At 59.9% G+C, this 19,410-nt stretch carries 18 protein-coding genes and 1 other RNA gene; 9 read left to right on the forward strand and 10 right to left on the reverse strand.

Going from position 1 to position 19,410, the window contains the following annotated elements:
* Positions 1–36: 36 nt before the first annotated feature.
* From NVV94_RS00965 to NVV94_RS00985, 5 genes are all read right to left on the reverse strand, one after another.
* Positions 37–915, reverse strand: coding sequence for a tetratricopeptide repeat protein (locus NVV94_RS00965; protein ID WP_408733443.1), 879 nt, complete (start codon positions 913–915; stop codon positions 37–39).
* The gene (locus tag NVV94_RS00970) at positions 915–3,152 is read right to left on the reverse strand and encodes a hypothetical protein (RefSeq protein ID WP_258445409.1); all 2,238 of its coding nucleotides are present in this window, start codon (positions 3,150–3,152) and stop codon (positions 915–917) included. Before NVV94_RS00970 ends, NVV94_RS00965 begins: the two co-directional genes overlap by 1 nt.
* Positions 3,149–5,509 carry a type VI secretion system tip protein VgrG gene (locus tag NVV94_RS00975; protein WP_258445410.1) on the reverse strand — a complete coding sequence of 787 codons (2,361 nt, stop codon included), beginning with the start codon at positions 5,507–5,509 and terminating at the stop codon, positions 3,149–3,151. The genes NVV94_RS00970 and NVV94_RS00975 overlap by 4 nt, the downstream gene beginning before the upstream one ends.
* Positions 5,510–6,493: 984 nt before the next feature.
* On the reverse strand, positions 6,494–6,778 hold the full coding sequence (locus tag NVV94_RS00980; protein WP_258445411.1) for a hypothetical protein: 285 nt from the start codon (positions 6,776–6,778) through the stop codon (positions 6,494–6,496).
* Between the two features lie 108 nt (positions 6,779–6,886).
* A complete protein-coding gene (locus NVV94_RS00985; RefSeq protein WP_258445412.1) occupies positions 6,887–7,864 on the reverse strand; it encodes an NADPH:quinone oxidoreductase family protein in 978 nt (325 codons plus the stop codon).
* Positions 7,865–8,031: 167 nt separating this feature from the next.
* On the opposite strand from NVV94_RS00985, the gene NVV94_RS00990 reads away from it, so the two are divergent.
* On the forward strand, positions 8,032–8,436 hold the full coding sequence (locus NVV94_RS00990) for a flagellar basal body-associated protein FliL (RefSeq protein ID WP_258445413.1): 405 nt from the start codon (positions 8,032–8,034) through the stop codon (positions 8,434–8,436).
* Here NVV94_RS00990 and NVV94_RS00995 read toward each other — a convergent pair whose 3' ends face one another.
* Positions 8,437–8,886: an EVE domain-containing protein gene (locus tag NVV94_RS00995; protein ID WP_258445414.1), complete on the reverse strand. Its 450-nt coding sequence runs from the start codon at positions 8,884–8,886 to the stop codon at positions 8,437–8,439.
* Positions 8,887–9,082: 196 nt separating this feature from the next.
* Between NVV94_RS00995 and NVV94_RS01000 the strand changes: the two genes are divergently transcribed.
* Positions 9,083–9,223, forward strand: coding sequence for a hypothetical protein (locus NVV94_RS01000; RefSeq protein ID WP_258445415.1), 141 nt, complete (start codon positions 9,083–9,085; stop codon positions 9,221–9,223).
* Between the two features lie 19 nt (positions 9,224–9,242).
* Here the strand turns inward: NVV94_RS01000 and NVV94_RS01005 are convergent, their stop codons facing one another.
* From NVV94_RS01005 to NVV94_RS01020, 4 genes are all read right to left on the reverse strand, one after another.
* Positions 9,243–9,863, reverse strand: coding sequence for a 5-formyltetrahydrofolate cyclo-ligase (locus NVV94_RS01005; RefSeq protein WP_258445416.1), 621 nt, complete (start codon positions 9,861–9,863; stop codon positions 9,243–9,245).
* Positions 9,864–9,947: 84 nt separating this feature from the next.
* Positions 9,948–10,126: non-coding RNA, 6S RNA (gene ssrS, locus NVV94_RS01010), on the reverse strand.
* Positions 10,127–10,145: 19 nt separating this feature from the next.
* A complete protein-coding gene (locus tag NVV94_RS01015) occupies positions 10,146–10,463 on the reverse strand; it encodes a cell division protein ZapA (protein ID WP_258445417.1) in 318 nt (105 codons plus the stop codon).
* Complete coding sequence (locus NVV94_RS01020; protein WP_258445418.1) at positions 10,460–10,669, reverse strand: TIGR02449 family protein; 210 nt, start codon at positions 10,667–10,669, stop codon at positions 10,460–10,462. Before NVV94_RS01020 ends, NVV94_RS01015 begins: the two co-directional genes overlap by 4 nt.
* Before the next feature lie 184 nt (positions 10,670–10,853).
* On the opposite strand from NVV94_RS01020, the gene NVV94_RS01025 reads away from it, so the two are divergent.
* The 7 genes from NVV94_RS01025 to gcvT all read left to right on the forward strand — a co-directional run bounded on the left by NVV94_RS01025 (position 10,854) and on the right by gcvT (position 19,372).
* A complete protein-coding gene (locus tag NVV94_RS01025) occupies positions 10,854–11,414 on the forward strand; it encodes a YecA family protein (RefSeq protein WP_258445419.1) in 561 nt (186 codons plus the stop codon).
* A gap of 24 nt (positions 11,415–11,438) precedes the next feature.
* A complete protein-coding gene (gene pepP / locus NVV94_RS01030; RefSeq protein ID WP_258445420.1) occupies positions 11,439–12,773 on the forward strand; it encodes a Xaa-Pro aminopeptidase in 1,335 nt (444 codons plus the stop codon).
* Positions 12,770–13,963 (forward strand): 2-octaprenyl-6-methoxyphenyl hydroxylase, encoded by a 1,194-nt coding sequence (ubiH, locus tag NVV94_RS01035; RefSeq protein WP_258445421.1) that lies wholly within the window; start codon positions 12,770–12,772, stop codon positions 13,961–13,963. Before pepP ends, ubiH begins: the two co-directional genes overlap by 4 nt.
* Before the next feature lie 77 nt (positions 13,964–14,040).
* On the forward strand, positions 14,041–15,258 hold the full coding sequence (locus tag NVV94_RS01040; protein WP_258447590.1) for a 2-octaprenyl-3-methyl-6-methoxy-1,4-benzoquinol hydroxylase: 1,218 nt from the start codon (positions 14,041–14,043) through the stop codon (positions 15,256–15,258).
* Positions 15,259–15,361: 103 nt separating this feature from the next.
* On the forward strand, positions 15,362–16,363 hold the full coding sequence (locus tag NVV94_RS01045; protein WP_258445422.1) for an extracellular solute-binding protein: 1,002 nt from the start codon (positions 15,362–15,364) through the stop codon (positions 16,361–16,363).
* 134 nt (positions 16,364–16,497) lie between these two features.
* The gene (locus NVV94_RS01050; protein ID WP_258445423.1) at positions 16,498–18,120 is read left to right on the forward strand and encodes an iron ABC transporter permease; all 1,623 of its coding nucleotides are present in this window, start codon (positions 16,498–16,500) and stop codon (positions 18,118–18,120) included.
* Between the two features lie 169 nt (positions 18,121–18,289).
* Positions 18,290–19,372: a glycine cleavage system aminomethyltransferase GcvT gene (gene gcvT, locus NVV94_RS01055; RefSeq protein ID WP_258445424.1), complete on the forward strand. Its 1,083-nt coding sequence runs from the start codon at positions 18,290–18,292 to the stop codon at positions 19,370–19,372.
* The last annotated feature ends 38 nt before the right edge of the window (positions 19,373–19,410 follow it).

Genomic DNA, 19,410 nt, shown 5'->3' on the forward strand with positions numbered 1-19,410 from the left:
GGCTGCTGGTCGCGGTCGACACCGTGGATATCACCCTCATAACTCCGGTCGCCAATCCGGTCGGTCGGCATCGTAGCCCTGGGTTGGGTGCGCGGGCAGCGGATGTTCTTTCATCAGATTGGGGAAACGAAGGTCAGGGTCGGCCTTGAGTTGATCGTAAAGTCTACTGTAAAGCTTGCGCTGCGCTTCGTCGGGGGCGTACCACATGGCCATATGGGGTGGAGTGTCTTTTTCGAATACCCCCTCAATTAACAAGGCTGCACCGCGATGCCCCTGCGAGACCGCAATCTGGTAGTAACGCAGGGCTACGGGGAAGTTATGGGCCACTATTTTGTAGTAGGCCGCCAACTCATAGTTAGCCTGGCCATAGCCTTGTTCGGCAGCGCAACGAGTGTATCGCAGGCCCAGTTCATCTTGTTTCGCCACATAGATATACAGCTTGCCCAGTTCGGTCAGCGCCGGCGGGTTGCCCAGGCGTGCCGCCTTGTCGAGAAAGGTCAGTCCATCGGTGGCGGGGTTATTAACCCCCGCGCGGTTACCGATCATCGCACCCATATTGTAGAAACCTTGGGGGATCCCCAGATCGATCATGCGCTGGTACAGGTCCAGGGTTTTCTGGGTGTCTTTTTCCACGCCGCCCGGCCAGCCGGTGCGGTACAGCGCGCCGAGGTTATGCATGGCCTTCCAGTGATCGCGCTCCACCGCTTTGCTGTACAACTCGACGATGCGATCCCAGGGCTGCAAGGTGTCCGGCTTCGCCAAACGCGCAGCCTCGCGGTACCAGGCATCGGCCTCCGCGTCGAGCGGTGGCAGGTGGTCTTTTTCATGGGAGCAGATGAAGGGTTTGGGCTCGGCCATGGCGGGGCCTCCGAAGCTTAGGGAAAGGATAAGTAGGCAACATCCGAAGAGGCGCATCAGTCCACCGTGAAGGCGGGGCTGTAGGGCGTGGTGACATCCCAGAAACGCAGCAGGTGTGAGCCCAATGGCTCTCCTGCATTTTGAGCTCGCCAGTTCTCGTCCATTTGTTCATTCCAGAATTCATAATTTTTTGCAGTGTCCTTCCGTAATTTCCCGGCATGCATCCCCCACAGTTTTTCCCGCAAGGGCTTGGCCAGGGTCGGATTGGGCTGAGCAATACCCAGTTCGCTGTCGCTGTGCATGCTGCGAATATTGATATTGGCGGAGCTGAGCAGCGTGTACACGTCGTCGACCAGCAGCAGCTTGGAATGCACGTAGATGTGCTTGTAATGGGCCTTGGCCGGAGGGGCACCCAGCGCGGCTTCGGCTTGCGGGGAAAGACGCTGTGGCGGTGGGCTGCCGGGCGCTGGATCGCTGGTAGCCAAGGTAGCGACCACCACCTTAAGACCTGGCAAGTCAGTCAGTTGATAGGGTTTTTCTTCCTCGCTGGTTTTACTCGCCAATTCCGGGATGTCTTTCGCGTCGAGGCCATCCATGCGTTTTTCCACTTCTGGGGTGACTCCCAGTTTTCGCAGTTCGGCGATTTTCGTTTCCAGACGCGCAACACGGTTGAGCTGACCGCGGCGCACAAAGGGATCGAGATGCAGGTCGTCGTTCAGCCGCTCAAGTTCTTCCTGATGTTCTCGCAGACTGTGCGCCAGGTCGCGCTGTACCTGGGGCATGAGCTGGTCCTGGCCCAACCCCTGGAGCATGGCGTAGGTCGTGGCCGATGCCGTCGACGAGTCTGGGGTATTGGTGACCACAAACAGATACAGGTCACCCGGAACTCCTCGGCTCTTACGGGCCTGACCAATCTTGGCCAGCCGCTTGGCAAAGTCGGGATAGCGGAAGTACTGGTTCTCCATGTAGACGTAGTCCGTGGCATTCCCGATCGCCTTGAGGTAGTGCTCCAGGATCGAGGTCTCGTCATCCTGAGGTTGGGTGCGGCAAATCTGCGCGACACTGTGTGCCCCGCACGTGGCCACCCGGGGCATCGGCAGTGCATTTCGTTCAGCCGCCAGAGAGGTAGGTGAGAACCAACGGTTGTACCAAACCTGTTCCAGGTCCCAGGCTTCGGCGAAGTTTTGGCTCAGGTCGGTGAGTACCGGCCCTTTAACGTGCATGGAGATGTCTTGCCAGGGGCCAAAGCCCGGATCGCGCCCGGCGGCGCGGTCATCGAACAGGTGAGCATCGGTATCCCAGTAGTTACGATGCATATTGTGGCCCATGACGAACGCGTTGGCGCTGACACTGCCGTAGTCGATCAGAACCATTTTCTGGTGATGGCTGGCAAACTGCGTCAGCAACAGCATTTGCCCCACGCTCAAATCGTCGATGCCTTCGGCTCGCAACAACTTGATGAGAATATCGATGCGTCCACGAACCAGGCGAACCTGATCACTATCCATCAGCTGTTGAGGCAACTGGGCGAAGTCGCGGGTCCGAAACTCGACGTTTTTCATTTGAGCGCTGCGCACCGACTTGAACCAGTCACGCGTGTAGATCTGTCCCCACGGGTCCTGCCGAGTGCCGCCGGAGCCGGATAAATGGTTGTAGCCTTGCGATTCATCCTGATTGAGGAAGCGTTCGATATCTGCGTTTTCCGCCTCCAACTGGACAATGCGAGCTTTCCTGCGGACGGCAAGATCGGGCGCATGATCCAGCATTTCCCCTTGCGGGGGACGTTGCTCCGAACGTAGCAATGCGCTCTTTAGAAAGTCGATTTCGTGCAGGTTATCCCTGCGCTGCTTGTCCAGCCGGAAGACCTCGTTATTGGCTGCCGTCCCGCCACCGATACCGGACCCCATGGCGCCGCCGCCAGAGCCACCAATGCCGGCACCGGGAGTGGTGTTTTCCTTCAGGGCGGCCAGCAAATTGCGCCAGACCAGCACCCTGACCTTTACCCCTTTGCCGCCCTTGGCGGCGAGCAGTTCACCAATGCGCAACCCGTCCGGTCGTTTGAAGCGCATCGCTGGGTCGAACCCCCAGGTGATGATGTCGACGCTCTGCTGGGCATTTTCGATCGCCTCATGGACCGCGCTAAACGCCGCTTGTCCATTCACCAGAGGTTCGATCGTCACCCCTGCGCGTGGCGGGAAATAACCCCCATTCGCAAACCAATCCAGGGTCAGATGAACAGTCCCTGACTGCCTGGAATCAACCGTGAGTGACTGTGGGCTGTAGAGGTCTTTCATGCGGATGTTTCCTCCTTATCTGCACTCGGCTGCCAAGCATCTGTCAGGTAAGCCTGCGCTGACGCCTTGGGCTGGTACTGTTCTCTTGATGCCTCATAGGTGCGAAAGCCCTGTTGAGCCAGGCGTTGATCCTGGCTCATCGTGAGTGGGCTATCGTCCAGCGTCATTTTGAAGTGATGCCCGTTGAGCAGTTCGACCGAATAGGACAGGGCACCGGGGACGGCTTCAAAAGCAACACGCCCGTTCGGCCCGGTCAGTCCTTGTTGAATCATCACGTCGTCTGCCAGGAGCCGGTAGGGTTCATTGTCATAGCCTGGTAGTCCGGGGAGAGGGCTGACCATCACGCTCAGCTGGTGGCTGGCGGGCGGCCCGGCTGGCGAACCGTTACCTTCAAGCCGTTCATTCGACGCTCCTGAGAGCAAGGGATTGGCTGCGATCAAGCCCCCGATGGCGGCAGGTAACAACGGATTGGCGGCAACCCCGGTCATGGGGGCGCCGCCCAATTGGATTTCCGTGCTGCTGAAGATGCCCGCGGCGCTGATGACGATATGGTGCCCGCCGGCCTTGAGCGTAATGCTGGCACCGGCATCGAGGATCAGATCGGTACCCGCCTGCAAATGGATCTGCTCACTGGCCTGGGCGACGAATTCCTGCCCCACCGTGAAGTGCAGGCTTTCGTCCACCGTCAGGCTGTCGCGGCCTTCGACCAGCGTGCCGCTGTTGCCCTTGACCGTGACCTGGCGCTCGTTACCGACGGTGAGGCGATAGTCGCGTTTGATCTGTTGCTCCAGATCGCGCTCGGCCTGGATAAAGATTTTCTCCTGGCCGGCACGGTCTTCGATCGACAGTTCGTTGAAGGCGCTGGTACCGGGGGTATGCGGGGTGCTGCGACTGCGAAACACGCTGCGGGTTTTGTGTTCCGGCAGTGGATAAGGCACCGGCTGTTCCACATGGTGCAGGCAGCCGGTGACCAGCGGCCGATCGGGATCGCCTTCCTGGAAGGTGACCAACACTTCCGTGCCGCCCCGCGGAATAGTGACCGCTCCGTAACGTTGACCGGCCCAACCGGAAGCCACCCGCAACCAGCAACTGCTCTGGTCGGTGTTTTTATCCGCGCGGTCCCAGTGGAACTGAACCTTGATCCGGCCATGCTCGTCGCAATGGATTTCCTGCCCCGCCGGACCGGTGACCTTGGCGGTCTGACTGCCGTGGATGGTTTGCTTGACGTGTTCTAGCGGGGGACGATAGGGCGTCTTGGCGGGGATCGCGGTGAAGGTGTTGCGATACCCCTGCTCGAAGCCATCGGCGGACTTGGGCTGGCTGCCAATCAGCTCTTCCAGGGCCTGGGGTTGTTTCCCTTCGTGCTTGATACACACCAACAGCCAACGGTCGTTCCAGTCCGCACGTGAGTGCTCGCTAAGTTCAAAGCGATGCCCGCTGCGCAGAGTCGGTTGATTACTCTGCCCCTCGGCCAGTTGGTAATCGCTGCGATGGCGCTCAAGACTACGATCCGCCAGAAAGTTTCCGCGCTTGGCGTTGTCGAAACCGCCGGGATACCGGTAATCCTCCAGGTCGGGATAGACCGTCGTCTTCTGGCCGTAGTCCAGTTTTGATCCGTATCCGAGGGTGACGTGGGGCTTTTCAAAGCTGTAATCGCGACGGGCCACTTCCGTGGTGCGCACGGCCAGGCGCACGGTAAAGTCCTGGATGGCCGGCCCATCGGCGACCATGCCCCGGCCATCGACATACGGTGTCGGCCGATCCAGTGCACGAAACACCGCATTGTCATCGCCGAAGATCAGCGTATGACCGTCTCGGCTGTGACGAAAATGAAAATGCAGCCCTTCCTCTTCGCAGAGGCGCTGAACAAAGTGCAGATCCGACTCGCCGTATTGCACGCAGTACTCACGTGCCGGATACAGGCCGAGGTTCAGCTCGAAGTAGGCATGCGCGCCCGTGACGATGTTGTGGCCATCCAGCACCTGGCTGATGATGTCCGGCACCGTCTTGTTCTGAAAAATGCGCTGGTTGTGGCTGTGGGCCAGGTAGGTCAGATGCGGCACCAATACCAGGGTGTAACGACTGAGTCGGCCCACGGGCGCACGTTGGCCAATCGAGTAGATCTGCCCGTGAATCCCTTCGGCCGGTAGCCAGGTGGATTCTGGGGTAAAACTCAGAAACGCCAGTTGGTGCAACAGCGATTGCAGATCCAGATCAGGCTGCTCGCTGACCAGCTCGACGGTGATCGCATATGGCTCATTGAGCGTCTCTTGGCCTGAGAAGGCGAGCACCTTGAAGTCATGCTGACGGCCAAAGATGGTCAGCTCAAATTGTGATTGATTAGTAGAGGCAAACATCCGCTATTCCTTTTTCGGAAAGTCACCGACCGGGGATTTCTCGGCCAGCGAGGAGTATCAAATAGCATTAAAGCTAGTGAAGGCACGGACATACTTGTTGTCTGAGTTGAAAGTTCTACAGGTCGGCCAAGTTTGACCACATAAGCGAGCGATCATTGTTCAATGTTTTCGATAGTGAACCGTACTCGCGCGAGCGATAATGAAAGTTCGGCATCAGAATACAAGGTGCAATGCTATCGTGAAAAGCCAAAGAAACGCACGAAATTGTTTCAACAGCTAACAAGCAAACCACCTCGAGCAATTATTTGCTCGAGACTAGGCGGAAAGCTGCTCGAGCCATTGCCCGACATGGCTTATGCCCTGCAGAAAAGTTCTTATCAGTATATCTGGTGCGTCGAGCCCGACACTTGGCGCAAAGCGAGCCAGTCATGAGGTGTCTAGGTTGCGAGCGCTTTGGTAGTCGGGATTATAAGTTTCAGAAAATTCCTACATACAAAATCATGCGCATGCGATCTAGTGGAAGATTTTTATAACACTCTGTTTTTATTATTTCCTGAATGCTTTGTTATCTACCATTTGATCATCACGATATTGCAGCTTTTAGGGTGTTATCGTCACACCAGCTAATGCAGCGCATATTGTCAGGCTTTGTTCCGAAAGCGTTGAGCGTCGATGTAATTCTAGTCGGTGGCCAGGCAGTACGGACATATGCCAGGCGCACATTGATGGTGACTGGTTGAGCTGCGTGATGGTATTGCCGCGCTATCACCATTGGCATCATGCCCGGCACAAGGAGCAAATCGACAAGAACTACGCGATCCACTTGCCCACGGATGGACGTGCTATGCGGTACGCTCAAGTTTCCGACGAAGGAGTCGCCGAGCTACTACCGGGTGTTTGGCATGCTGCTGCCAGATGGCATCCTTTACCCGTACCTCTTGAACAGTAAGCCGAAAATCGCTCACAAAGCCTACTGAGCCTGGCTTACAGGATGAGTTCGGTCGGTGGGAAGGCCTCACCATTCATGATCTGCTCCCAGCCCCACTCGCGTAGTCGTGCTGCGCGCCGGTAATTCTTGAGGATATCCTCTGGGATATCCAGTTCATCGTTGAGGTCGAACTGTGGGGCCATGGCGAACTGCACATCCATCCCGAAATCGCCTTTCAACAACCGCCGCATGATCTTGACCCGTTGCAGCCAGCTCAAGTTGCGCTTGTGGCCTTGGTCGGTCTGGTAGATCAGCAGATTGAGACGTGCGGACGCGTGCATAAAATCGTTTTCCGTCATCCACATCTTGAAATGCCGCTCAAGCCCAAGCGGCAGAATGTCTCGGATGAAAAAACCTAACAAAAATGCCCAGGCCATGCCTTGCCAGTCTTAACGCACCTGCACGACCACCTTGCCCACGGTCTTGCGTTGCCCCAGAGCATCAATCGCCTCGCCAGCGCGCTCCAGTGGATACATCTGCGACACCAACGGCTTCAATTTCCCTTCGCCATACCAGCCGAACAGTTCCTTGAAGTTCGCCGCATTGTCGGCCGGCTGGCGCTGGGCGAACGAGCCCCAGAACACCCCGATCACCGCCGCGCCCTTGAGCAGTGCCAGGTTTACCGGCAGTTCGGGAATGCGCCCGCTGGCGAAGCCGACCACCAGCAGGCGGCCGTTCCAGGCGATGGAGCGGATGGCCTGGTCGAACAGGTCGCCACCGACCGGATCGTAGATCACGTCCACGCCGTTGCCGTCGGTGAGGCGTTTGATTTCGTCCTTGAGGTTGGTCTCGCTATAGTTGATCAGCTCGTCGGCGCCGGCGGCCTTGGCCACGGCGAGTTTCTCGGCGCTGCTGGCGGCGGCGATCACTCGGGCGCCCATGGCCTTGCCGATTTCCACGGCGGCCAGGCCCACACCACCGGAGGCACCGAGTACCAGCAGGGTTTCGCCCGGTTGCAGCTGGCCGCGCTGTTTCAGCGCATGCATGGAGGTGCCATAGGTCATGCTGAAGCCTGCGGCGGTGGTGAAGTCCATGTTCGGCGGAATCGGCAGGACGTTGTAGCCCGGCACGGCGATCTGCTCGGCGAAGCTGCCCCAGCCGGTCAATGCCATGACCCGGTCGCCAACCTTCAAGTGAGTGACCTTGTCTCCCACTGCACTGACCACGCCGGCGGCTTCACCACCTGGCGAGAAGGGGAAGGGTGGCTTGAATTGATACTTGCCTTCGATGATCAGGGTGTCCGGGAAGTTGACCCCGGCAGCATGCACATCCAGCAAAATCTCGTTCTTCGTGGCTTGCGGGCTGGCGACTTCTTCCAGCGCCAGTGTTTCGGCTGGACCAAACGCTTTGCACAACACTGCTTTCATCGGGCTATTCCTTTGAAGGTGATGGCCGATAAGTGTAGGTGGGCGAGTCTGCGGGTCAACGAGCATGTCCGGGCCTGATGGCCTGACATAAGCAGTGGCACCGCGTTTGGCTTGGGTCACGGAGCACGGGCTGGTCATGCCAGCGCCAAATGTATGAGGAGCGAATTGTGAAAGCGTGGATCTTGATGTTGCTGGCCTTGTCACTGCCAGTGGTGGCCATGGCCGAGGAAGCCGGGGAGGGCGCGCCGAAAGTGTCCTATGTCACCCTTAACCCGCCGCTGGTGGGTAATTACGCGCTCGATGGCAACACCAGGCTAAGGGTCTACAAGGCCGATGTGGCATTGCGGGTGACCGGCGACGAGGCGGTGAAAACCGTCAAATACCACGAGCCGCTGATCCGCAATCAGTTGGTTGCACTGTTTGCCCAGCAGACTGTCGAGAGCATGAACAATGTCGAAGCCAAGGAAAAACTGCGTCAGGAGGCCTTGAAGCAGACCCAGCAGGTGCTCAGCGACGAAGAGGGCAAGCCGGTCGTCGAGGACCTGCTGTTCAACAACCTGATCGTGCAGTGATCAGCGCAAGGCCAGAACCGCTGCCCACTGTTCGGCGCTGACCGGCATCACGGAAAGCCGGCTGCCTTTTTGCACTAGTGCCAGTTCTGCCAGAGCCGTCTGTTGTTTCAGGTAGCCGAGGCCAAGCACTTTGCCGAAGGTCTCGACGTGGGCCACGTTCACTGCGCTCCAGGGATTTTTTTCGGCGCTGGCCTTGGCATCGAAATAGACGCTTTCAGGGTCCAGTGCCGTCGGGTCCGGATAGGCTTGGCCCGTGATCCTGGCGATACCGGCGATGCCGGGCTCGGGGCAACTGGAGTGATAGAAGAAAAACTCATCGCCAGGCGCCATCGAACGAATGAAATTGCGTGCCTGATAGTTGCGCACGCCATCCCAGCGGGCCTCTCCAAGGCGGGCAAGGTCCTTGATCGAGAGTTCATCGGGCTCGGATTTCATCAGCCAATACGCCATTGAAATGGGTCCTTTTTTGGGCATGAAACAAACGGTTTCATGATTTGAATGGAAACCGACAGCCGGTTGGCGTCAACGTTTGCGTGTCGCTTCGTGTTGTCGGAGAATGCGCGCATTTTAAGCTTGACGCTGCTGCACGGCCTATCAGAAAACCGTTGCTGACATCGTGCTTTGTTTGCCTGAAGGGGGGCAATCGATGAATCGCAAACCAGATCTACTTTGGATTTTGGTGGTTTTGTTCGGTTTGGGTGTGGTCACCACCGGCTACGCACAAAGCTTGTGGGAGCGTAAGGTCGACGCCCCGATCGAGATGACGGCGCCACAGCAGCAACGCTGAGTTTTAGCGGCGATGTCACTCAGTTCAGTGACGTCGCCGCAGCAAGATACCAGCCCTTGTCCGATACCGTGCCCTGCAGGGGAACGTCCCAGCTGGCTTGCGCCAGCCGTTCGACTTTTTGGCATTCATGCGCCAGGCCCAGCAGGACCGGTTTTTTCCAGGCCTTGCGACGGCCTTGATACGCCAGGCTGCGATCATAGAACCCGCCGCCCATGCCAAGGCGCCCACCGACTTCATCGAAACCCACTAACGGCAGCAGGATCAGGTCCAGTGCCCAGATTTGTCGTTGCCGGGCAGCGCATATCTGCGGTTCGGGTATGCGAAAGCGATTGGGCCGCAGTTTTTCGCCATGGTCGACGCGCTGGAAGGACATCTTGGATTTTGGCCAGGCGCTGAGCACCGGCAGATAGGTGGTCTTGCCGCGCCGCTGGGCTTCACGCATGAGCATGCGTGGGTCGATTTCACTGTCGTTGGGCAGGTACAACGCAATGTGGCGGGCTTTGCGGAACAGGGGATGCTGCGCCAGCTGCCGGTAGATACCGCGAGAGGCCTGGCGTTGTTCGGCAGGAGTGAGGGCGCGACGGGCGTCGCGCAGCAGGCGACGCAATTGCGGACGAGTGAGCGGCACGGTCTGGGTCATGGCGCGGTCAATCCTTGGGCGAGCACCGTGCAATGGGCGGACTCGCAGCAACCCACGCCTGGAAGGCGCGGGGGCAAAGAAACTGGGCTCCCCGACGAACCGCTGTCGGTGTAGCCCTTGAACCCGAAAGTTCAAGGTGGAGATTGCAGGAGGCGTTAAGGCTTTCCGTCAAGCGGACATGCACACCGGCCCCAACGTGCAACCCCCGTGGTTGTGCGTATCGGCTCAGGGACATGACCGACTGGCAAGCACTCCAGGGAGCGGCGCAAGTATACCCGAAACTTAATTGGATTTTGTATCCGGATCTGGCGACAGCGCCAAATCGACGCGTTCGAGCAGGTCGCGAACCTGTTCACGGGTCGAGCCACTGGCCTGGACATCGGGTTGAACCTGTTTGTGCAACAGGTCGTGAGTGATGTTCAAGGCCGCCATCACCGCGATGCGGTCGGCACCGACGACTTTGCCGCTACTGCGTATTTCGCGCATCTTGCCGTCGAGGTAGCGGGCGGCACTCACCAGGTTACTGCGTTCTTCCGGTGGGCAGATGATCGAATATTCTTTATCGAGGATCTGTACGGTGACGCTATTGCTTGAACTCATGAGTCTTGCTCCAGGGCCTTGAGGCGCGAAATCATCGATTCGACCTTACGCCGGGCGATTTCGTTTTTTTCTATGAGGTGTGAGCGCTCCTCGCGCCAGGACTTTTCCTGAGCTATTAGGAGTCCGTTTTGCCGTTTTAGTTGCTCGACTCTATCAATCAACAGTTCGAGTCGGCCCATCAGCGCTTGCAGCTCGGTCTCTTGCATTGGTTCCACTCGTTTCGATCTGACTGGTGGTTGCTGGCCCGATCCTGCGCTGGCCCTTCAAGACTCGGGATTTCGGCATTCACAACATGTCGAATTGGCCGCGTCGATAGTCTTGGCGCGCCTGCCGGTGCTAGGATACAAGGTCTTCATAATAGTCATTGCGCCGCTTGGCGCCTAGTTGCCCATGCCCATTCAGAACTCGCCGTATACCGCTTTTGCCGCTCTGCTCGCCAGCAGCGGTCACCCTGTCTCCCCTGCCGAGCTGCACGGGCTGTTGCTCGGCCGCAGTTGCGCCGGCGCTGGCTTCGATGTCGACGACTGGCTGGTAGACGCCGCAGAATTGCTCGAAAGTGAGCCACAAGACAACGTTCGCAGTGCCTTGATCGGCCTGCAGGAAATGGTCAAGGGCGAGCTTTCCGGTGACGACATGACTGTTGTCCTGCTGTTGCCATCCGATGATGCACCACTCACCGAGCGTGCTGCTGCGCTGGGTCAATGGTGCCAGGGCTTCCTCACCGGCTTTGGCCTGAACGTCCGCGACAGCAGCACCCTGAGCACTGAAGCAAACGAAGTGCTGCAGGACCTCGCCGCCATTTCCCAGGTGCAGGATGCCCTCGAAGAGTCCGATGACGGCGAAAGCGACTATATGGAAGTCATGGAATACCTGCGCGTGGCACCGCTGCTGCTCTTCACCGAGCAGGCCAAGCGTGCAGAGCCTGCAGAACCGAAACCTTCCCTGCATTGATGCGCTAACGGACTCCTTCTGCTCATGACCCACATCCCGAAGTCGGAATACGCCCGTCGACGCAAGGCACTGATGGCGCAGATGGAGCCCAACAGCATTGCCATCCTGCCCGCCGCCGCGGTGTTCATTCGCAACCGCGACGTCGAGCATGTCTATCGCCAGGACAGTGACTTCCAGTATTTGAGCGGTTTTCCCGAACCTGAAGCGGTGATTGCACTGATTCCAGGCCGCGAGCATGGCGAATACGTGCTGTTCTGCCGCGAACGCAATCCCGAGCGCGAACTGTGGGATGGCCACCGGGCCGGCCAGGAAGGGGCCATCCGCGATTTTGGCGCCGATGATGCGTTCCCGATCACCGATATCGACGACATCCTGCCCGGCCTGATCGAAGGCCGCGACCGGGTCTACTCGGCGATGGGCAGCAATGCCGAATTCGACCGGCATCTGATGGACTGGATCAACGTGATCCGCTCCAAGGCGCGCCTGGGCGCCCAGCCGCCGAAGGAGTTCGTTGCGCTGGATCATCTGCTGCATGACATGCGGCTGTATAAATCGGCGGCCGAAGTGAAGGTGATGCGCGAGGCGGCAGCGATCTCGTCGCGTGCGCACGTGCGCGCCATGCAGGCGAGCCGGGCCGGGTTGCACGAGTTCAGCCTCGAAGCCGAACTCGATTACGAATTCCGCAAGGGTGGGGCGAAGATGCCGGCCTACGGTTCGATCGTTGCGGCGGGTCGCAATGCCTGCATTCTCCACTATCAGTCAAACGACGCGCTGCTCAAGGACGGTGACGTGGTGTTGATCGACGCCGGTTGCGAAATCGATTGCTACGCCAGCGACATCACCCGCACCTTCCCGGTCAGCGGCACGTTTTCGCCCGAGCAAAAGGCGATCTACGAACTGGTACTCAAGGCCCAGGAGGCAGCGTTCGAGGCCATCGGCCCAGGCAAGCACTGGAACCAGGCCCACGAGGCGACCGTGCAGGTCATCACCGAGGGGCTGGTAAACCTGGGGCTGCTGCAGGGCGATGTGCAGGAGCTGATTGCCAGTGAAGCCTATCGGGCGTTCTACATGCACCGTGCCGGGCACTGGCTGGGCATGGACGTGCACGATGTGGGCGACTACAAGGTCGGTGGTCAATGGCGCGTGCTCGAACCGGGCATGGCCCTGACCGTTGAGCCGGGTATCTACATCGCCCCGGACAACCAGAACGTAGCAAAAAAATGGCGTGGCATAGGCATACGCATCGAGGATGACGTGGTGGTGACCAAACAGGGCTGCGAGATTCTGACCAATGGTGTACCGAAAACGGTCGCTGAAATCGAAGCCTTGATGGCTGCAGCGCGAACTCAAGCGGCATGAACCGGGTCAACCTGGCAATTATCGGTGGCGGTCTGGTCGGTGCGAGCCTGGCCCTTGCCCTGCAGGACGGAGCCAGGAAGCGTGGCTGGAAGATCACCCTGATCGAACCGTTCGCCCCTGGCGACAGTTACCAACCCAGCTACGATGCCCGCTCTTCAGCGTTGGCGTACGGCACCCGGCAAATCTACGAGCGCCTGGGGTTGTGGCAGCAGATCAGCCGCCGCGCCGAACCGATCCGACAGATACAGGTCTCCGACCGCGGGCGCTTTGGTGCGACGCGACTGACGGCGATGGAAGAGGGCGTTCCGGCGCTCGGCTATGTGGTGGAGAATGCCTGGCTCGGCCAATGCCTCTGGCAAGGGCTTGATCATGATGTTGTCAGCTGGCATTGCCCGGCCGAAGTGACGCAGATGCAGGTGCTGGAAAACGGCTACCGTCTGTCGCTGAACGACGAAACTGTCCTGGATTGCGATTTGGCCGTCCTGGCCGATGGTGGTCGTTCCGGCCTGCGCGAACAATTGGGGATTCACGTCAAGCAGCGGCCCTACAATCAGAGCGCGCTGATCGCCAACGTCACCCCGAGCGAAGCACACTGCGGCCAGGCCTTCGAACGCTTCACCGAAGATGGGCCGATGGCCCTGCTGCCGCTGCCGGAGAATCGCTGCGCGCTGATCTGGACCCGCATCGGGATGGACGCCAAGCGCCTGGCCGAGATTGATGAGCGCAGCTTCCTCGGTGAGTTGCAGGGCGTATTCGGCTATCGACTGGGCGCGTTGCGCCAGGTCGGTGCGCGGCATGTGTACCCGTTGGCGCTGGTGGAGGCGCAGGAACAGGTTCGACCAAACCTGGTAGTCCTGGGCAACGCTGCTCACAGCCTGCATCCGATTGCCGGCCAGGGCTTCAACCTGTCTCTGCGTGACGTGCAATCGTTGGCGGATGCGTTGCTGGCCGGGCCTTCGACGCCCGGCGATTTCGCCACGCTGCAGGCCTACCGCGAGCGCCAGCGCCTGGACCAGGACTTGACCGTCGGCTTCTCAGACCAGGTCACCCGGCTTTTCGGCACGTCCCGGCCACTGCTCGCCACCGGACGCAACCTGGGCTTGCTCGGCCTCGATCTGCTGCCGCCGGCCAAGCGCTGGTTCGCCCGTCAGGCCATGGGCCTGGGCACACGTCAAGACCAAAAGGGTTAACCGTGGCCGCCAGCATCAACTACAAAACTCTTTACGCGCGGCTCAAGCCGCCAGCGAGGCAGGCTTAAAGCATGGATATGCGCGCAGATCTGTTGATTGTCGGTGCCGGTATGGTCGGCAGCACCCTGGCGTTGGCGCTGCAACACAGCGGCCTGGAGATTCTTGTGCTCGACGGCAGCCCGTTGAGCGTCAAGTCCTTCGATCCACAGGCGCCATTCGAGCCACGGGTCAGCGCCTTGTCCGCGGCCAGCCAGCGTATTCTCGAGCGGCTGGGTGCCTGGGAAGGCATGCGTGAGCGTCGCGTCAGCCCTTATGCCGACATGCGCGTGTGGGATGGCAGCGGCACGGGGCAGATTCATTTCTCGGCTGCCAGCGTACATGCCGAAGTACTCGGGCATATCGTCGAGAATCGGGTAGTCCAGGACGGCTTGCTTGATCGCCTGCACGACAGCGAGATCGGCTTGTTGGCCAATGCCCGGCTGGAGCTGATGCGCCGTTCCGGCGACGAGTGGCTGCTGACCCTGGCCGATGGTCGCTCCCTGCGCGCCCCCCTGGTCATCGCCGCCGATGGCGCCAACTCGGCAGTGCGCCGCCTGACAGGCTGTGAAACGCGAGAATGGGATTATCTGCATCACGCCATCGTCACCAGCGTGCGTTGCGCCGAGCCACATCGGCGCACGGCCTGGCAACGCTTCACCGACGACGGCCCATTGGCCTTTCTGCCTTTGCTGCGAGATGACCAGGAAAATTGGTGCTCGATCGTCTGGTCGACGACCCCGAGCGAAGCCGAGCGCCTGATGGCACTGGGCAGCGAAGCCTTCTGTCATGAGCTGGAAAGGGCGTTCGAAGGGCGGCTGGGGACGGTGTTCGAGGCCGACCCGCGCGTTTGCGTGCCGCTGCGCCAGCGGCACGTCAAACGCTATGTGGCCGAAGGCCTGGCCTTGATCGGTGACGCCGCACACACCATTCATCCGCTGGCCGGACAGGGCGTCAACCTGGGGTTTCTCGACGCTGCCGTGCTGGCCGAGGAGCTGCAGCATGCGCTCGAGCGTGGAGAGCGCCTGGCCGATGTGCGGGTGCTGAGCCGTTACGAGCGTCGACGCATGCCGCACAACCTGGCACTGATGGCAGCCATGGAAGGCTTCGAGCGACTGTTCCAGGCTGATCCGTTGCCGCTGCGCTGGCTGCGCAACAGCGGTCTGAAATGGGTCGAGCAACTGCCCGAAGCCAAGGCTGTGTTCATACGTCAGGCGCTCGGGTTGAGCGGTGATCTACCGGAATTGGCCAAGGCCTGACGCGTTACGCAATATCTGGATACTCCTCGCTGCCGAGTTCAGTTGAGATGCTAAATTTGAAACACTATCATTTAGCCTTTCATTCGACTTCGAGGACCATCCTATGTTCGCACGCAAGCATCTTCTGGCCGCGTTGGCACTCACGGTGTTTGGCGCTGGTGCCCAGGCCGCGGACGAGGTGGTGGTCTATTCCTCGCGCATCGACGAGCTGATCAAGCCGGTATTCGACGCCTACACTGCCAAGACGGGCGTGAAGGTCAAGTTCATCACCGACAAGGAAGCGCCCTTGATGCAGCGCATCAAGGCCGAGGGCGAGAACGCCACGGCCGACCTGCTGCTCACCGTCGATGCCGGCAACCTGTGGCAGGCCGAACAGATGGGCATCCTGCAACCGATCAAGTCCCCGGTGATCGATGCCAATATCCCGCCGCAATACCGTGCTTCGTCTGGTGACTGGACCGGCCTGAGCCTGCGCGCCCGGACCATCGCCTACTCCACCGAGCGAGTCAAACCCGAAGAGTTGAGCACCTACGAAGCCCTCGCCGACAAACAATGGGAAGGTCGCCTCTGCCTGCGTACGGCGAAAAAGGTCTACAACCAGTCGCTGACCGCAACAATGATCGAAACCCACGGCGCGCAAAAGACCGAGGAAATCCTCAAGGGCTGGGTCAATAACCTGTCCACCGATGTGTTCTCCGACGATGTCGCGGTACTGGAAGCGATCAACGCCGGGCAATGCGATGTGGGTATCGTCAACACCTACTACTACGGTCGCCTGCACAAGCAGAAACCAAACCTGCCGGTAAAACTGTTCTGGCCGAACCAGGCTGACCGTGGCGTACACGTCAATCTCTCGGGCATCGGTCTGACCAAATACGCCCCCCATCCTGAAGCTGCCAAGGCATTGGTGGAGTGGATGACCGGCCCCGAGGCGCAGAAGCAATTCGCCGAGATCAACCAGGAATTCCCCGCTAATCCGAAGGTTGCACCTTCCGCTGAAGTGGCGGGTTGGGGCACCTTCAAGGCCGATACCCTGCCAGTGGAAGTGGCCGGCAAACGCCAGGCCGAAGCGATTCGCTTGATGGACCGGGCTGGCTGGAACTGAGTCACTGGGTATACTGCGCCTCGGATTTTTCTTAGGCTTTTCGCTGGCAAGCCAGCTCCCACAAAGGTACACGGCACCTGTGGGAGCTGGCTTGCCAGCGATGCTATGTGCCCCCCACCATCAGAGAACCCCAATTGGCCCATCCCGCCCAACGTCGCTGGTACCCGCTGGTCTTCATCATCGCCACGGTGATACTGCTTCCAATAAGCGTGCTGGTGCTGTCCTGGCAGTCGGTGGACCAACAAATCTGGGCGCACCTGTGGGACACCCAGATGATGCGGCTGCTGGGTAACACGCTGACGTTGATCCTCGGCGTGGGTATCGGCGTCACCGTGCTGGGTGTCAGCCTGGCCTGGCTCACCAGTCTTTGTGAGTTTCCAGGGCGGCGCTGGCTCGACTGGGCCCTGATGTTGCCCTTCGCGATTCCGGCCTATGTACTGGCGTTCGTCTTCGTCGGCCTGCTGGATTTTTCCGGGCCGGTCCAGACGCTGCTGCGCGAGTGGTTCGGGTCCATGCACTTGCCACGCGTGCGCTCCACCGGCGGGGTGATCACGGTATTGGTGCTGGTGTTCTATCCCTACGTGTATCTGCTCGCACGCACGGCGTTCCTGGCCCAGGGCAAGGGTCTGATGGAGGCCGCGCGAGTGCTTGGCCAGTCGCCCTGGCAGGCGTTCTGGCGGGTTGCCCTGCCGATGGCTCGCCCGGCCATTGGCGCAGGGGTGGCGCTGGCGTTGATGGAGACCCTGGCCGACTTCGGTGCGGTGGCAGTGTTCAACTTCGACACCTTCACCACGGCGATCTACAAGACCTGGTACGGATTCTTCAGCCTCTCCAGCGCAACCCAGTTGGCCAGCCTGTTGCTGCTGGCGGTCATGCTGGTGCTGTATGGCGAGCGGCGCGCCCGCGGCGCCGTGCGCTCGACCAATGAACGGCCGCGCGGCAAGGCGCTGTATCACTTGCGCGGCCTCAAGGCCGTGGCGGCCAGTGGCTGGTGCGGACTGGTCTTTACCTGCGCCTTTGTTATTCCGGTACTGCAATTGGTGGTGTGGTTCTGGCAACGGGGTCGCTTTGACCTGGATGAGCGTTATGCCGGGCTGATTCTCCACACGTTGTATTTGGGCGCCATGGCCGCGTTGATCACCGTCAGCGTCGCGCTGTTGCTGGCATTCGCCCGCCGCCTGGCGCCGACTCAAGCCATCGCGGCCGGGGTTGGCCTGGCCAACCTGGGCTATGCCTTGCCCGGCTCGGTGTTGGCGGTTTCGATCATGCTTGCCTTCAGTTACCTCGACCGCGAGCTGGTGATTCCGCTGTCCAGCTGGCTCGGCGGGGCGGGCAAGCCCTTGCTGCTCGGCAGCCTGGCGGCCTTGCTGATGGCATACCTGGTGCGCTTCATTGCAGTGGCCTACGGTCCGCTGGAAAACAGCCTGGCGCGGGTCAGGCCTTCACTGCCGGAGGCAGCCCGCAGCCTGGGGATTAGCGGCCCGAGTCTGTTTTTCAAAGTGTATCTACCGTTGTTGGTGCCGGGTGCATTGAGCGCAGCCTTGCTGGTGTTCGTCGATGTACTCAAGGAAATGCCTGCAACATTGCTGATGCGCCCCTTTGGTTGGGACACTCTGGCGGTTCGGGTCTTTGAAATGACCAGCGAGGGCGAGTGGTCGCGGGCCTCGCTCCCGGCCCTGACACTGGTGCTGGTAGGGTTGTTGCCGGTCATCGGTTTGATTCGGCGTTCGGCCCGGCACGCGCGTCAAAATCACTGACACCGCAGCGCATAGGTGCCAGTCCTCCACCTTACGGCTACAATGCGCGGCATTCGATGCGGTCGGTTCTTGCAATCGGCTCGCTGGGATGCTTGCAAGCCTTTATTTCAGAGGCCTGCGGCTCAGGTTGCAGCTACCGCATCTTCGCCACGCCCGGAAGGAGAAACCCATGGGACAGCGTACGCCTCTTTATGACCTGCACCTCGCGCTCGGCGCGAAGATGGTCGACTTTGGCGGTTGGGACATGCCCTTGCATTACGGCTCGCAAGTCGAGGAACACCATCAGGTGCGACGCGATTGCGGGGTCTTCGATGTATCGCACATGACGGTAATCGACGTCACCGGCAGTCAGGCCAAGGCCTGGCTCAGGCATTTGCTGGCCAATGATGTCGACCGCCTGCAGGCTCCGGGAAAGGCTTTGTACAGTGCCATGCTCAACGAGCAGGGGGGTGTGGTCGACGACATGATCGTCTACCTGACCGAAGAAGGTTACCGCCTGGTCGTCAATGCCTCGACCCGCGACAAGGACCTGGCCTGGATGACGGCGCAACTGGCAGACTATGATGTGCAGTTGCAGGAGCGTCCCGAACTGGCGATGCTCGCCGTGCAAGGCCCCGAAGCCCGGCACAAGGTTGCCGAACTGGTGAGCCAGTCGCGTGCCAGCCTGATTCACCAGCTCAAGCCTTTCGAAGGCCTGACCGATGGTGACTGGTTTATCGCGCGCACCGGCTATACCGGTGAAGACGGCCTGGAAATCATCCTGCCTTCGGAGCAGGCGCCGGCTTTTTTCAATGATCTGGTCGGTGCGGGCATTGCGCCGAGCGGCCTGGGGGCTCGCGATACCTTGCGCCTGGAAGCGGGCATGAACCTGTATGGCCAGGATATCGACGAGCAACATTCACCCCTGGTCTCTAACATGGCCTGGAGCCTGGCTCTGAAGCCTGCCGATCGCGACTTCATCGGCCGCTCCGCTCTGAAGGCCGAGCAAGCCGCCGGAGTGAAGCACAAACTGGTCGGCCTGGTGCTGGAGGAGCGGGGTGTATTGCGCGCTCACCAGGTCGTTCGCATCGCCGAAGTTGGCGAAGGAGAGATCACTAGTGGTAGTTTCTCTCCTACGCTGAGCAAGTCGATCGCACTGGCGCGGCTGCCGATGGCCACCGCCGACCGGGCCGAAGTAGAAATACGCGGCAAGTGGTACCCGGTTCGCGTGGTCAGGCCAACGTTCGTTCGTCATGGCAAAATCCTGATCTGAATTATTCTGGCGGGCTTACCGCTGACCCTGTGAGGACA

The organism is Pseudomonas sp. LS1212 (genome assembly GCF_024741815.1).
Taxonomy (GTDB): domain Bacteria; phylum Pseudomonadota; class Gammaproteobacteria; order Pseudomonadales; family Pseudomonadaceae; genus Aquipseudomonas.

Bases quoted from the DNA above. Each gene is read 5' to 3' on its own strand.
- gcvT (WP_258445424.1), top strand. From the start codon at position 18,290: ATGGGACAGCGTACGCCTCTTTATGACCTGCACCTCGCGCTCGGCGCG.
- NVV94_RS01005 (WP_258445416.1), bottom strand. From the start codon at position 9,863: ATGACCCAGACCGTGCCGCTCACTCGTCCGCAATTGCGTCGCCTGCTG.
- NVV94_RS01000 (WP_258445415.1), top strand. From the start codon at position 9,083: ATGAATCGCAAACCAGATCTACTTTGGATTTTGGTGGTTTTGTTCGGT.
- NVV94_RS00995 (WP_258445414.1), bottom strand. From the start codon at position 8,886: ATGGCGTATTGGCTGATGAAATCCGAGCCCGATGAACTCTCGATCAAG.
- NVV94_RS00975 (WP_258445410.1), bottom strand. From the start codon at position 5,509: ATGTTTGCCTCTACTAATCAATCACAATTTGAGCTGACCATCTTTGGC.
- NVV94_RS01020 (WP_258445418.1), bottom strand. From the start codon at position 10,669: ATGCAAGAGACCGAGCTGCAAGCGCTGATGGGCCGACTCGAACTGTTG.
- pepP (WP_258445420.1), top strand. From the start codon at position 11,439: ATGACCCACATCCCGAAGTCGGAATACGCCCGTCGACGCAAGGCACTG.
- NVV94_RS00980 (WP_258445411.1), bottom strand. From the start codon at position 6,778: ATGCACGCGTCCGCACGTCTCAATCTGCTGATCTACCAGACCGACCAA.
- NVV94_RS01025 (WP_258445419.1), top strand. From the start codon at position 10,854: ATGCCCATTCAGAACTCGCCGTATACCGCTTTTGCCGCTCTGCTCGCC.
- NVV94_RS00965 (WP_408733443.1), bottom strand. From the start codon at position 915: ATGCGCCTCTTCGGATGTTGCCTACTTATCCTTTCCCTAAGCTTCGGA.
- NVV94_RS00970 (WP_258445409.1), bottom strand. From the start codon at position 3,152: ATGAAAGACCTCTACAGCCCACAGTCACTCACGGTTGATTCCAGGCAG.
- NVV94_RS01015 (WP_258445417.1), bottom strand. From the start codon at position 10,463: ATGAGTTCAAGCAATAGCGTCACCGTACAGATCCTCGATAAAGAATAT.
- NVV94_RS00985 (WP_258445412.1), bottom strand. From the start codon at position 7,864: ATGAAAGCAGTGTTGTGCAAAGCGTTTGGTCCAGCCGAAACACTGGCG.
- NVV94_RS01040 (WP_258447590.1), top strand. From the start codon at position 14,041: ATGCGCGCAGATCTGTTGATTGTCGGTGCCGGTATGGTCGGCAGCACC.
- ubiH (WP_258445421.1), top strand. From the start codon at position 12,770: ATGAACCGGGTCAACCTGGCAATTATCGGTGGCGGTCTGGTCGGTGCG.
- NVV94_RS01045 (WP_258445422.1), top strand. From the start codon at position 15,362: ATGTTCGCACGCAAGCATCTTCTGGCCGCGTTGGCACTCACGGTGTTT.